Below are 13494 nucleotides of genomic sequence, written 5' to 3'. Positions count from 1 at the left end.
TCATGAAAATTTACTCTACTATACTCTCTCTTATTGCATTAAGTGCAATTTCAAGCGTTCATGCGGAAGGCAATATTGAACACGGACAAAAGATTTTTAACCGTTCATGTGCACTTTGCCACGGAAAACAAGCTGAAAAATCAGCGATGGGACAATCTCAAATTGTGAATACGTTCTCCCAAGAGAAAATTATTAGCTCACTTCAAGATCGTAAAAGCGGAAAAATTGAAGGTCCCGGCAATCGCGTGAAAGAAGGATTAAGCGAACAAGATATGCAAGATGTTGCGAGTTATATCCAGACCCTCAAACAATAATGGAAGTGCGGTGAATTTTAGCGCTATTTTTCATCGGAATGCATTCGCTAAAATAGGCATTTTGCTTTAGAATCACCGCCTCCCTTTTTTCAAGAGATTATTATGTCGATTACATTATCAACCAAACAAAAACAATATTTAAAAAGTCTTGCCCATCATTTAAGCCCGGTGGTGATGTTAGGCGGTAACGGATTAACCGAAGGGGTATTGGCGGAAATTGATTTATCCCTCAGCCACCATGAGTTAATTAAAGTGAAAATTAGCGGGTCCGATCGTGAAACCAAACAACTGATCATCAATGCCATTGTGCGTGAAACCGGTGCGGCTGAGGTGCAAACGATAGGACATGTGTTAGTGTTGTATCGCCCTAGTGAAGAACATAAAATTTCACTGCCACGCAAATAACTTAACCTTAAAATAAACAAGCCATAAAAAATCAGCCCCCTTAAAAATAAGAGGGCTGATTGGTTAGAGATTGCAATTAAAGTGCGGACACATTTAAACGAGAACCGCCTACGATGCGTACACGTGCGCCAGGAACAAGATTCGCTTCTGCTTTTTGCACCACAACGATTTCTTTACCGTCATCTTTCTTAATCACCATTTCAAGCGCACTAACTTGGCTGGCTTTTTCTTCGACTTTGCTACCAATGACCGCACCGGCAACCGCGCCTACCGCCGTCGCAATGGCTTGACCTGTACCGCCACCGATACCGGAACCGGCGATACCGCCGATAGCGCCGCCACCAATGGTACCAAGCACACCTTGATTATCTGCTTGAATTTTCACCGGACGGGTGGAAACAATGGTACCGTAGCTAATTGAACGCGCTTCTTTTGCTTGATCGCCAGAATAGACGTTACCGCCATAAATGTCTTCATTGGCACAACCCACAAGAGTTAAGCTCATTAGCACAGCGAATGCAATTTTTTTCATAAATGCTCCTTAAATACTGGATTAATTGTTACGTCGCCTTATTCATAAAGCGAGGCGACTCATTTTAGTAAAATCGTTTCATACAATCAAACCGCACTCACGATTTGTTTAATACTGTATGGATGAACCTTAATGCAAACATGATTACAGTGCTTATCTGCAAAACTGATCGCCACCGATAAATTGGCCAGTTTTTCACCATCCGCTTTCGGTTCGCTCGTTTTGACTTTCAATTCTGCCGATTGGTTCCGTAAAAACAAATTTTTTATGCGCGCTAACCATGCGGTGGCGGTTTCATCCGATAAAAATGGCACAACCACTTCAATATGCTCCCATGTTTCTTTCGGATACGCTTTATCCTTAGGAAACGGCAATTCCACAATATCAATGGGACGACCTGCAAGGTATAAAGGCTCCGCTAAAGCAATTAAATAAATCACCCGCCCATTCACTTGATTATCACTTAACACGGTGCCATAGTTTAATAACAATGCCAGCCAAGCACAGGCTCTCTGTGCCGAATTAACCCGGAGCGAAAGATGATCAATTTCATATTGGTTTAAATCTAAATTGATCTGTTGTGCCAATGCCTGAATTTTTTGCTCAAAATCCTGAAAGTCGGCAAAAAGTGCGGTCTGTTTTTCAAACATTTTATGGGGAAAGCGAAACGACATAATTTTCCTTTTTGGCTTTTCTGAAAGGTGAAAGAACGGTATTATATCGAGCTATTTTTATCAGCCCAAACTTATTTCAAAAAATTAAGGTTCAGCCGTGAATATTCAATCTATTTTATCCGAAAAAATCAAACAGGCGATGATCGCTGCCGGTGCCGACGCACAATGTGAAGCCCTCGTTCGCCAATCGGGCAAAGTGCAGTTTGGTGATTATCAAGCTAACGGCATCATGCCGGCCGCCAAGAAATTGGGATTAAACCCACGTGAATTTGCTCAAAGCGTATTAGACAAAGCCGAATTACAAGATATTGCAGAAAAAACGGAAATTGCCGGCCCGGGATTTATTAACATTTTTCTAAAAGACGCTTGGCTGGCAGACAACATCAACCGCGCGGTACAAGATCCGAAATTAGGTGTACACAATCCGGAAAAACAAACTGTCGTGGTGGACTATTCCTCCCCAAACGTTGCCAAAGAAATGCACGTGGGACATTTGCGTTCAACCATTATCGGTGATGCCGTCGTACGCACACTTGAATTTTTAGGCAACAACGTCATCCGCGCTAACCATGTAGGTGACTGGGGCACCCAATTCGGTATGCTGATTGCCTATTTGGAAAAAATGGAAAACGAACACGCCACCGAAATGGAATTGAGCGATTTAGAAGCTTTTTATCGCGCGGCAAAAAAACATTATGACGAAGATCCGGTCTTTGCCGAAAAAGCCCGTAATTACGTGGTGAAATTACAAAGTGGTGATGAATATTGCCGTACCATGTGGCAAAAACTGGTGAAGATCACCATGCAACAAAACCAACATAACTACGATCGTCTCAACGTGACTTTAACAGACAAAGATGTGATGGGTGAAAGCTTGTATAACCCAATGTTGCCGGGCATTGTTGAAGATCTGAAAAAACAAGGTTTGGCTGTAGAAGATGACGGCGCATTAGTGGTTTATTTGGATGAATTTAAAAATAAAGACGGCGATCCAATGGGCGTTATTGTACAGAAAAAAGATGGCGGTTTCCTTTACACCACCACTGACATTGCTGCCGCTAAATACCGTTATGAAACCTTAAAAGCCAACCGTGCATTAGTCTTCTCCGATACGCGCCAAAGCCAACATATGCAACAAGCTTGGCTGATTACTCGTAAAGCAGGCTATGTGCCGGATAGCTTCCAGTTGGAACACAAAAATTTCGGCATGATGTTAGGCAAAGACGGCAAACCGTTCAAAACCCGTAGTGGTGACACCGTAAAACTGGCGGATTTATTAGACGAAGCCATTGAACGTGCGGGCGTATTAATTTCGCAAAAATCCACCGCACTTTCTGAGCAAGAAAAAGCGGATGTGATTGAAGCTGTTGGTATCGGTTCGGTGAAATATGCGGACTTATCGAAAAACCGCACCACGGATTATGTATTCGACTGGGACAATATGTTGAGCTTTGAAGGCAACACGGCGCCTTATATGCAATATGCCTACACCCGCATTCGTTCGATTTTCAATCGTAGCCAAATTGCCCTAAGCGAAGTAGAACAAGCCCAATTAAGCATTACGGATGAAAAAGAACGTGCTTTGGCAATCAAATTATTGCAATTTGAAGAAGCCGTTCAAGTGGTTGGAAAAGAAGGTACACCACATGTACTTTGCGCTTATTTATACGAATTAGCTGGCGTATTCTCTTCCTTCTACGAGCATTGTCCAATTCTGAATAACGACGATCAGCAAGTGAAACTCAGTCGCTTAAAACTGGCGTTGTTAACAGAAAGAACGCTAAAACAAGGATTGGATTTACTCGGCATTAAAACCGTTGAGAAAATGTAATCTCACACAACAACCTCAAAGGGCGCGTGTTCATGGGAGTTTTCCCATTCAACACCGCCCTTTTTTATTAAAATAACAATCCACACGTAAAACGTGCGTTTTTTAGGCTCCCCTATAAGGGCCTATACTTCACAAGCCCCTCAAGGGGCTTGTGAAAACCGGTCACCGTTTTATTTTCATATCACTATTTTAGTAAATCGTAGCGTGCAACTTGTTGCACGAAATGAATAACGCGCTTGACGGTTGATAATACGTTGGTTGAAAGAATACCTCCAAAAATCACCGCACTTTATTTCGTTCCGTGATTGATTCTGTCGTGTATCAAGATGCACGCTACGCAGGAAATCATAAATCGTAGCGTGCAACTTGTTGCACGAAATGAATAACGCGCTTGACTGTTGATAATACGTTGGTTGAAAGAATACCTCCAAAAATCACCGAACTTTAGTTCGTTCCGTGATTGATTCTGTCGTGTATCAAGATGCACGCTACGCACTATTTGGATCCATACGCATAGCGTATGGTTTTATAGCCGGACTTTGGCTGGCTATAAATAAAAAAGCCGATCTTAAGAAAACTTAAGATCGGCAATCAGCAAAATGCTTATTACAAGCTTGCTGTCTCTATTATTTTTTTAGAACCAATACCACGGAGTCACCGGCAACCACTTCCCCGGTTTTCTTCTCAAGATGATTAATCTCATCCATATTGGAAATCACCACCGGCGTTAACACAGACTTCGCTTTGGATTCCAATAATGGCAAATCTAATTCAATCACCGTGTCGCCACGTTTAACGGTTTGACCTTCTTGCGCCACACGGGTAAAGCCTTCACCTTTTAATTCTACGGTATCAATACCAAAGTGAACAAATAACTCCACGCCTTCTTTGGATTCCATGGAAAACGCATGATTAGTTTCAAAAATTTTACCAATCACACCATCTACCGGCGCAACTAATTTATTGCCGGTTGGGCGAATAGCAATGCCATCACCAACAATCTTTTCAGAAAAAACGACATCCGGCACATCTTCAATATTCACGATCTCACCGGAAAGTGGGGCATAGATTTCCACTTCAACCGCTTTCTTCTCTTTTGAGCCAAATAGTTTGTCAAATAAACCCATTTTAATCATCTCCTGAAGTTTGAAATTTAGTCGTATTTTAGCTTAAAAAGCCTAATTTGTATTTAATTTAATGCTTTTTCTGCTAAAAAATCAATCACTAAACGTTCGATTTCTGCCGCAGTCGGTTGTTGTAACGCCTTTTCTGCCAGTAATTTTGCGTCTTGATAATTAACATTACGAATTAATTTCTTAATCCGCGGCACAGAAATCGCACTCATACTAAATTCATCTAGCCCCATTCCTAACAACAAGACAGTAGCACGTTCATCGCCGGCTAATTCACCGCACATTCCCGTCCATTTTCCTTCCGCATGAGAAGCATCAATCACTTGTTTAATTAAACTCAGTACAGACGGACTCATTGGGTTATATAAATGAGAAATGAGCTCATTGCCACGATCTACGGCTAACGTATATTGGGTTAAATCATTTGTACCAATGCTAAAGAAGTCCACTTCTTTCGCTAAGAATTTGGCATTCACTGCCGCTGATGGCGTTTCAACCATGACACCAATTTGAATATTTTCGTCAAAGGCCTTACCTTCATTACGCAATTCAACTTTCAATTCTTCAATCACAGATTTAAGCTCTCGAATTTCTTCCACAGAAATGATCATCGGGAACATTACCGCTAACTTACCGTAAGCCGAAGCACGCAATACTGCTCTTAATTGCGCATTTAAAATTTCGCGGCGATCCAACGCAATACGAATAGCACGCCAACCGAGGAATGGATTCATTTCTTTCGGCAAATCCAAATACGGCAATTCTTTATCACCGCCAATATCCATGGTACGCAATATCACCAAATTGCCATTCATGGCTTCCACGACGTCTTTATAGGCGATAAATTGCTCTTCTTCTGTCGGCAATTGATCACGATCCATAAACAAGAATTCCGTGCGGTATAGCCCCACCCCTTCTGCGCCGTTACGCTCCGCACCTTCGATATCACGAATGGTACCGATATTCGCAACCACATCCACGCGGTGTCCATCTAGCGTTAATGCCGGCAAATCTTTTAACTTCGCCAACTCAGCTTTCTCATCGGCTAATTTCGCTTGCAACGCTTTTAAACGCTGAATGTCTTCTTGAGAAGGATTAACATAAACCACATTATTTAACGCATCCAGAATTAAAAAATCACCGGTATTTACCAACTCGGTAACATTGTTCGTCCCAACAATTGCCGGTAATTCAAGGGAACGCGCCATAATGGAGGTATGTGATGTGCGACCACCGATATCCGTCACAAAACCTAACACCTTATCTAAATTTAGCTGTGCTGTTTCAGAAGGCGTTAAATCATAGGCAACTAAAATCACCTCTTCATTAATTTCACCTAAATCAACGATGTGCATGCCTAAGATATTTTTAATTAAGCGATTGCCAATATCACGAATATCACCGGCACGCTCTTTTAAATACTCATCGTCGATTTCCGACAAAATGGCGACTTGCTGATCAATCACCACATTCGCCGCCACTGCCGCATTCACATGATTTGAACGAAGATAATCAATGATTTCCTCTTCCAGCTCTTCATCTTCCAAAATCATTAAATGTCCTTCGAAGATGGCCGCTTTTTCTTCACCTAAAGATTGATAAGCACGCGCTTTAATTGAGTTTAACTGCTCTACAGCCGCCTCACGCCCTGCGTAAAAACGCGCGATTTCTTCATCGACTTGGCTGTCTTTAATCTTTTGCATATCCAGTACAATTTTTTCTTCTTTAAGCACAAGTGCTTTACCAAAAACAATGCCTGGTGAAGCCGGAATTCCTGAAATCATAGTTACCTTCTATAAAAAATCTATCCTAAAACTCAAATTGATTAAAAATCAATCATTCTTAAAATAAAGCAAAAGCCATGACCTGCTACATCGCCTCTTTAATCATAAAGAAAGATTGCCGCAAATCATGGCTTGGTTATTATTCTAAGGTTGGAATTAATGCCACAAGATGTTCAACAGCTTTTTCTGCATCCTCACCTTCTGCAGAAATCGTAATCACGGTACCTTGCGTGAGCATCAACGTTTGTAATTTAAACAAACTTTTTGCACTGGCACTTTTACCGGCTGAAGAAACCGTAATATCAGAAACAAATGCTTTCGCTTCTTTAACGAATTGTGCTGCCGGACGCGTATGCAAACCATTAGGTGCAGTGATTTCAACATCTTTTGAATACATATGAGTTTCCTCTAAAAAATTAATTGAATCCGATAAGTCCATTTAGCATTTTGATGGAATCTTGTCTAAAAAGACTAAAATAAATGCGCCGTAGTATCCTGATAATCGCTCCATTACGCAAGGCGATTTCAATAAAAATTTGAACTGGATCACAAAAAAACGACGTCAAAGTTTAATTTATTAACCCAAATTTAACAAGGTTTTGCGCAAAAGAAGTGGCTGACATTGACTTATTCAGCAGAAAAATGGCGCTGCGATTTCATTTCCTTTTTGCTGGTTAACAAACGATGATAATTTTCATAGCGAACGGCACTGATTTTTCCTTCTTCTACCGCCTGACGTAAGGCACATCCGGGATCATTTAAATGCTTACAATCACGAAACTTACAAGTCCCCAGCACCGTTTGGAATTCTCGATAACCTTTTGTAATCTGCTCATCTTCCAAATGCCACAAACCAAATTCACGGATGCCCGGTGAATCAATTAAACTGCCTCCCTGCGGTAAATGATATAAACGAGAAGAAGTGGTCGTGTGTTGCCCAAGGCCTGAGGTTGAACTAATTTCCCCGACCAACGCGTCCACCTCCGGCAAGACAGCATTAATCAAACTGGATTTTCCTACACCGGATTGCCCTACAAAAATAGACACGCCATCCGATAAAAGTGCGGTCAGTTTTTTCAGATTTTTTTTATTTTGCGCCGAAACCATCAGCGTTTGATAGCCGATATCACGATAAATTTTCAGTTGTGAATCCACGTCTTGCCATTGTTCTTCCGTCAACATATCGGCTTTATTCAAAACAATAATGGGTTCAATGTTGGCCTCTTCGCATACCACCAAATAACGATCAATAATATTCAGCGACAAACTCGGCAATACGGAAGAAATGATGATAATACGATCAATGTTAGCAGCAATAACTTTAATGCCGTCGTAATAATCCGGACGAGAAATTTCATTTTTGCGCGGATGAACCCCCTCAATCACGCCATTTACACCTTGCAACTGCTCATTACCTTGTCGCCAGATCACACGATCGCCCACGACGACACTCGCCAATGTGCGACGCAAGTTACAACGAAAAATCTCGCCTTGCGCATTTTCCACATCCGCATGACGGGCATAGCGCGTGACGACCAAACCCTCCTGCGAATCGCCCAGCATATCATCCTGCCAATCAATGTCTTTCTTCTGGTGGCGATGTAATACCTTATGATTATTGGATTGAATTCGGCGTTTTTGATTTTGCGTTAATTTAGGTTTACTCATATAAGTGCGGTCGTTTTTTCTCGCGTTTTTCGCTAGAATAAGGAAAATTTTCGCATAGGATACCTTATATAATGACATTAGATAAACAAAATCTGATCTGGATTGATCTTGAAATGACAGGCTTAGATCCGGAAAAAGAACGCATTATTGAAATCGCAACCATTGTGACCGATAAAAATTTAAATATTCTTGCCGAAGGGCCGGTACTCGCCATCCATCAATCGGATGAATTACTCAATAAAATGAGCGACTGGTGCGTGAAAACTCACACCGCCAATGGGCTGGTTGAACGTGTTAAAAACAGCAAATTAACCGAACGCGCCGCCGAATTACAAACCTTAGATTTTCTCAAAAAATACGTGCCGAAAGGGGTATCACCGATTTGTGGCAACAGTGTGGCACAAGACAAACGCTTTCTCTTTAAATATATGCCGGAGCTTGCAGATTACTTCCACTATCGCCACCTTGATGTCAGTACATTAAAAGAATTAGCCGCCCGCTGGAAACCGGAAATTCTGAACGGCTTTAGCAAACAAAACACCCATTTGGCCTTAGACGACATTCGCGAATCCATCAAAGAGCTCGCTTACTATCGTGAACATTTTTTAAAGATGGACTAAATCGACGAATATATAAACAAGCGCATCATTTTCATGATTTTATACTTGCACTACCCAAAAATATTTGTATAATGCCGTCTCATTCATTTGATGTGAATGCGGGAATAGCTCAGTTGGTAGAGCACGACCTTGCCAAGGTCGGGGTCGCGAGTTCGAGCCTCGTTTCCCGCTCCATTCTCAACATCAAATCTCTGCGGGAATAGCTCAGTTGGTAGAGCACGACCTTGCCAAGGTCGGGGTCGCGAGTTCGAGCCTCGTTTCCCGCTCCAAATTCACAATCCCTCGCGTTTGCGGGGGATTTTTTTTATGCTTAATTTTTCTTCGTTTGTTTCCCTTTCTCTGACGAAAAAGGGAACCTGTTTCTTCTATGTTTTATTCATTTGGCTTAAAAAAGCACCGCACTTTTAGCGCCTTTACAGCACTAGCTGCTTATTATGAAACTGTTGCAACGTGCAACGATGGCCGACACTGAGAATAATCATGTTTGGGAAGCGGCTGCGGATAATTTTATACAGCAATTCTTCCGTCGGTTCGTCCAGTGCCGATGTGGTTTCGTCTAAAAAAATCACATCGGGTTGCATCAGAAGAATGCGAATAAACGCCACCCGTTGTAGCTCACCCGGCGAAAGAATGGCTTGCCAATCATTGGATTCGTTAAGAGACGGAATGTATTTGCTCAAACGGCACTGCTCCATAGCCAACTCCAATTCGCCACGTTTAGGTTCAATATTCGGATAGCAAATCGCTTCGCGCAATGTACCTTGCGGCATATACGGGCGTTGAGGCAGAAACAGGCTGTTGCTACATGGGCGCTCTACCCGACCTTCCGTATCAAACGGATAAATCCCCGCAATGGCTTTGAGTAACGAGGTTTTTCCTGCGCCTGACGGGCCTTGAATGAGCAAAGCATCGCCATTTTGCAAATCCACGTTCAAATCCTTCAACAAGACTTTTCCGTTGCCGTCTTTAATCCCGAAATGATGCAATGACACCCGATGAGAACACTCCACCGGTTGATGAATGTCCGTGCCGTCCAATTCGTCTAATTTGGTAAAAAAACCATACAAACGATTAAGACGCGCTTGATACAACGTGAATTCCTCATAGAACAAACGGAAGAAAGATAACGCCCGCATAAGGCGATTGAAGGCTTGCACCGTTTGGTGCATATCGCCTAATTTCACCTGTCCGGCAAAGAAACGTGGCGCTTGCAACATGAGCGGTAGAATCATGGCGATTTGCGTCACGCCGGTATTAAACCCGTCCAATCCCAACATACGGCGCACAATTACCCAGCGGTTGTGAATGATAGCGTGAAATTTCGCTTGTAAATTTGACCGCTCTTTTGTTTCACCACCGTAAAATGCAATACTTTCTGCGTTATCACGCACGCGAATTAAGGAATAACGGTAATCCCCGTTCAATCGTTCTTTATCAAAATTCAATTTAATCAGTGGGTGTCCAATCCAAACGGAAAGTGCGGTGGCGACGATGATAAAAATATAAATAAAGAACACCACGCCTTTTGGAATCGGCACGCCGAGCAACACCAATATCCCTGACAAGCCCCACAGAATAATCGTAAATTCAATGGTGGACATCACGGAATTAATTAAGCCTTGCAGCATGGTAACCGTGCCGCTAATAAATTCGCGGGCATCTTGTTCGATACGTTGATCGATGTTATCCGGCAATTCTTTTTCGTATTTCAGACGATAATAATTTTTATGGCGCAACCAACGCACCAGCATTTCATTATTGAGTTTTTCTAACCAACGAATTTCAAACAGCTGGCGTACAAAATAATTGATAATGGAATGCACGATTTTGAACATCACCAACAAGGCATTCAGCCCGGCAAAAAACCAAAAGGCATCGGCTTTTTGTTCTTGTAACGAGGTATAAAGCCCGTTATAGAAAAAAGAATTCAGCACGCTGATTCGCACTTCCAGCAAAATCAAGGTCAGCAACAATAAAAGCAAACCGATAATTTTGTATGCCGATGAGGTTTGCACACAAGGTTGTGTAATCAGCCAAAAGCGTTGCCCGAAGCCTGTTCGTTTAAGCGTCAATGCTAATACTGCCAACACTGCCGACACGCCCAAAAGTGCGGTCAAAATCCAAGATAAACTATTATTAACTTCTGTTTGCCAATCCATTTGAATATCCAAAAAGAAAGGGCGTTAAACGCCCTTTAGGGATGAATGTATTTAATTAGAATTCCACTTTGGTATTAAAGATAAACTCACGCCCATAACCCAACGCCACCGGAATCAGCGTGTTTGTTGCATTGCCTGAAGTGGATGGGAAGTAGGTTTTATCCGTTAAGTTTTTACCGTTAAGTTGGAATGACACTTTCTTGCCGGAGATTTTGGTGTCGTAGGCAATGAAGGCGTCATACACCACGGCGTGTGGAATTTTATACGATTTCGCGTAGTTATTTGTATAGGCATACCAAGATCCCAAATAACGGGCACCACCGCCAATACGGATATTACCGAAATCAAATTCGCCCACATTATAAGCCAAGAATAAGGAGGCTTGATGTTTCGGTACGCCGGAAAGCTGTTGATTCACCGCCTCAGGGTATTTTGCATTTTCTAGGGATTTCACTTTCGTGTAAGTATAGTTTGCGGCTGCACTCAAGCGTTCGGTAAGTTGACCGTTTAAATCAAATTCGACACCACGAGAGCGTTGTTTACCAACAATGTTTAACTCAGCATTAGCGCCGCTACCCACCGTTTCTGCCACATTGCGTTTATTAATATTAAATAAAGACACCATGGCGTTAAAATCAGCATTTTCATACTTCGCACCAATTTCAACGGATTTGCCTTGTTCAGGTTTCAAATCGCCGTTCACAGGGGTTGCAACGCTCATTTGCGGGCGGAAGGATTCCGCATAGTTGGCAAAGGTCGCGATATTCGGCGTGAATTTATACACTGCGCCTAGTTGATACAACAATTTGCCATCATGTTGATCTGTATTAGCGGTCTTCGTTAAGTTTTGCCCTTTTGACAGATCACAATTCGCCGCATTTAAGCAATGGCGACCGGCAAATTGGTCAAAATATTCATAACGCAAACCACCGGTAACAATAACGCTATCCGTTAAATAGGCTGTATCCTGAACATAAACGCCAAGGGTTTTTAGATGGTTATATTGATAGGCATTACCGTTGCCGTTTTTCTTCTGCGCCACCGGATTAGTATAGTTTGGATGATCAATGCTGAGGTCAGAATCCATGATGCCTTGGTTATAAATTGGACCAATCTCACGAATATTACGCATCACATCCACACCGGCGACAAAACGGTTACCAATCTCACCAATACCGAATTCACCCACAACATTAACGGTTCCGCTATGCACACGTTGATCACCTTGTTGTTGCTCAATAGCACGGCGCACATGACGTGCTTTTAATTCCGGAGAGGTGATCACGCCCTTTTTATTTTTAACCGCAGGAATCGGTGTGTCTGCAACATTAATATTCGAAATACGCGCTTGATTATAGAAATATTCATAACGGGCATAGTTATAACCGGCGTTTAACTTCCAGTTATCGTTAAGCTTATGCTCAACTTTAAAATCAATGTTATCGGTTTTTGCCGAGGTTTCATTATTCGGTTCGTCTAAACGACGAGAGACCGGAATATTCGGCAGAGAATTTGTCGCCGTTAATAAATTCGTCCCACGATCAAATGGCTCAAGAATGTCTTTATGTTCATACGCCACTAAGGCTTTGGTGGTGTCATTTTCCCAAGAAAGAGAAGGCGCGTAAGTGGTGTTTTTAACTTTGCCGAAGTTACGCCAATAATTCTTTTCTTGTTTGTCATAAATAAAACGATAAGCAAAGCCGTTGCCTAAGCCACCGGTGAAATCCACTTGTGTTCCCCACAAACTATGATTTCCCAATGTGCCACCAACCACATATTTCGGTGTTTGATGTGGTTTTTTCGTCACAATATTAACGACACCGCCCGGATCTTGAATGCCATAAAGCACAGAGGCAGGGCCTTTTAAGACTTCGACGGTTTCCGTGGTGGCGCTAAAGTTCTTGGCAGGTCCGGCTTGCAAGCCGTTACGCATAATCGAGTTATCACGATTGCCGCCGAAACCGCGTTTTTGAATAGAATCAAACATGCCGCCTAAGGTATTGGCTTGACTAACGCCACTCACATTGTAAAGCGCATCAATTAAGGATTCAGGTTTGCGATCTTTTAATAATTGGGTGGAAAGAATATTGACCGTGTTCGGTGTATCCAGCACAGGCACTTCGGCTTTTGAGACCACAGAGGTCCCGGTGGTTTGATAACCGTTTTGCTTAATGCCGGTATCTTCAACAGTGATTTGTTCAAGATTTTCCGCTTTTTCTTCCGCATAAGCAGACATGGATACCGCCGTTAAAAGTGCGGTGGAAATCACGCTTAATTTAAATTTCATAACATTACCTTTTCAAGTCAAAAAACGGCGACAGTATAGCTGAAAAGTTTCAGCCGAAAAAGAGAATTATTCTCTTTTAAGCACTAA

General features: G+C 42.3%; 12 protein-coding genes and 2 tRNA genes. 6 read left to right on the top strand and 8 right to left on the bottom strand.

Going from position 1 to position 13494, the window contains the following annotated elements:
- Positions 1–2: 2 nt before the first annotated feature.
- Together J5X96_RS04630 and yhbY are read left to right on the top strand one after the other, a co-directional pair.
- Positions 3–314, top strand: a complete 312-nt coding sequence (locus J5X96_RS04630; RefSeq protein WP_021616727.1) for a c-type cytochrome — start codon at positions 3–5, stop codon at positions 312–314.
- 102 nt (positions 315–416) lie between these two features.
- Positions 417–719: a ribosome assembly RNA-binding protein YhbY gene (yhbY, locus tag J5X96_RS04625; RefSeq protein ID WP_209364573.1), complete on the top strand. Its 303-nt coding sequence runs from the start codon at positions 417–419 to the stop codon at positions 717–719.
- A 76-nt stretch (positions 720–795) separates the two neighbouring features.
- On the opposite strand, the gene J5X96_RS04620 is transcribed toward yhbY, so the two are convergent.
- Entirely contained in the window at positions 796–1251 is a 456-nt protein-coding gene (locus J5X96_RS04620; protein ID WP_021616729.1) for a glycine zipper 2TM domain-containing protein, read from the bottom strand.
- 86 nt (positions 1252–1337) lie between these two features.
- Positions 1338–1925, bottom strand: a complete 588-nt coding sequence (locus tag J5X96_RS04615) for a VOC family protein (protein ID WP_209364571.1) — start codon at positions 1923–1925, stop codon at positions 1338–1340.
- 97 nt (positions 1926–2022) lie between these two features.
- Between J5X96_RS04615 and argS the strand changes: the two genes are divergently transcribed.
- Positions 2023–3756, top strand: coding sequence for an arginine--tRNA ligase (gene argS / locus J5X96_RS04610; protein ID WP_209364569.1), 1734 nt, complete (start codon positions 2023–2025; stop codon positions 3754–3756).
- A gap of 626 nt (positions 3757–4382) precedes the next feature.
- Here argS and crr read toward each other — a convergent pair.
- The 4 genes from crr to rsgA all read right to left on the bottom strand — a co-directional run bounded on the left by crr (position 4383) and on the right by rsgA (position 8341).
- On the bottom strand, positions 4383–4883 hold the full coding sequence (crr, locus tag J5X96_RS04605; protein ID WP_209364567.1) for a PTS glucose transporter subunit IIA: 501 nt from the start codon (positions 4881–4883) through the stop codon (positions 4383–4385).
- A 62-nt stretch (positions 4884–4945) separates the two neighbouring features.
- Positions 4946–6673, bottom strand: coding sequence for a phosphoenolpyruvate-protein phosphotransferase PtsI (gene ptsI, locus J5X96_RS04600; RefSeq protein ID WP_209364565.1), 1728 nt, complete (start codon positions 6671–6673; stop codon positions 4946–4948).
- Positions 6674–6812: 139 nt separating this feature from the next.
- A complete protein-coding gene (ptsH, locus tag J5X96_RS04595; RefSeq protein WP_209364563.1) occupies positions 6813–7070 on the bottom strand; it encodes a phosphocarrier protein Hpr in 258 nt (85 codons plus the stop codon).
- 230 nt (positions 7071–7300) lie between these two features.
- Entirely contained in the window at positions 7301–8341 is a 1041-nt protein-coding gene (gene rsgA / locus J5X96_RS04590; RefSeq protein WP_209364561.1) for a small ribosomal subunit biogenesis GTPase RsgA, read from the bottom strand.
- 71 nt (positions 8342–8412) lie between these two features.
- Here rsgA and orn point away from each other — a divergent pair, with 71 nt between their 5' ends.
- The 3 genes from orn (at position 8413) to J5X96_RS04575 (ending at position 9230) form a co-directional block, all read left to right on the top strand.
- On the top strand, positions 8413–8961 hold the full coding sequence (gene orn, locus J5X96_RS04585; protein WP_209364559.1) for an oligoribonuclease: 549 nt from the start codon (positions 8413–8415) through the stop codon (positions 8959–8961).
- 98 nt (positions 8962–9059) lie between these two features.
- Positions 9060–9135: transfer RNA gene (locus J5X96_RS04580), tRNA-Gly, on the top strand.
- A gap of 19 nt (positions 9136–9154) precedes the next feature.
- A tRNA-Gly gene (locus tag J5X96_RS04575) sits at positions 9155–9230 on the top strand.
- A gap of 144 nt (positions 9231–9374) precedes the next feature.
- Here J5X96_RS04575 and J5X96_RS04570 read toward each other — a convergent pair.
- Together J5X96_RS04570 and J5X96_RS04565 are read right to left on the bottom strand one after the other, a co-directional pair.
- Positions 9375–11120: an ABC transporter ATP-binding protein/permease gene (locus tag J5X96_RS04570; protein WP_209364557.1), complete on the bottom strand. Its 1746-nt coding sequence runs from the start codon at positions 11118–11120 to the stop codon at positions 9375–9377.
- A gap of 55 nt (positions 11121–11175) precedes the next feature.
- A complete protein-coding gene (locus J5X96_RS04565; protein ID WP_209364555.1) occupies positions 11176–13407 on the bottom strand; it encodes a TonB-dependent siderophore receptor in 2232 nt (743 codons plus the stop codon).
- Positions 13408–13494: the final 87 nt, after the last annotated feature.

Origin of the sequence: Aggregatibacter sp. 2125159857 (assembly GCF_017798005.1) — a bacterium.
In the GTDB taxonomy this organism is placed as follows: Bacteria; Pseudomonadota; Gammaproteobacteria; order Enterobacterales; family Pasteurellaceae; genus Aggregatibacter.
Note: the sequence above shows the minus strand (reverse complement) of the source record. Positions and strands in the feature narration are given on the sequence as shown.

Bases quoted from the DNA above. Each gene is read 5' to 3' on its own strand.
- J5X96_RS04570 (WP_209364557.1), bottom strand. From the start codon at position 11,120: ATGGATTGGCAAACAGAAGTTAATAATAGTTTATCTTGGATTTTGACC.
- yhbY (WP_209364573.1), top strand. From the start codon at position 417: ATGTCGATTACATTATCAACCAAACAAAAACAATATTTAAAAAGTCTT.
- rsgA (WP_209364561.1), bottom strand. From the start codon at position 8,341: ATGAGTAAACCTAAATTAACGCAAAATCAAAAACGCCGAATTCAATCC.
- crr (WP_209364567.1), bottom strand. From the start codon at position 4,883: ATGGGTTTATTTGACAAACTATTTGGCTCAAAAGAGAAGAAAGCGGTT.
- J5X96_RS04615 (WP_209364571.1), bottom strand. From the start codon at position 1,925: ATGTCGTTTCGCTTTCCCCATAAAATGTTTGAAAAACAGACCGCACTT.
- J5X96_RS04565 (WP_209364555.1), bottom strand. From the start codon at position 13,407: ATGAAATTTAAATTAAGCGTGATTTCCACCGCACTTTTAACGGCGGTA.
- J5X96_RS04620 (WP_021616729.1), bottom strand. From the start codon at position 1,251: ATGAAAAAAATTGCATTCGCTGTGCTAATGAGCTTAACTCTTGTGGGT.
- J5X96_RS04630 (WP_021616727.1), top strand. From the start codon at position 3: ATGAAAATTTACTCTACTATACTCTCTCTTATTGCATTAAGTGCAATT.
- orn (WP_209364559.1), top strand. From the start codon at position 8,413: ATGACATTAGATAAACAAAATCTGATCTGGATTGATCTTGAAATGACA.
- ptsH (WP_209364563.1), bottom strand. From the start codon at position 7,070: ATGTATTCAAAAGATGTTGAAATCACTGCACCTAATGGTTTGCATACG.
- ptsI (WP_209364565.1), bottom strand. From the start codon at position 6,673: ATGATTTCAGGAATTCCGGCTTCACCAGGCATTGTTTTTGGTAAAGCA.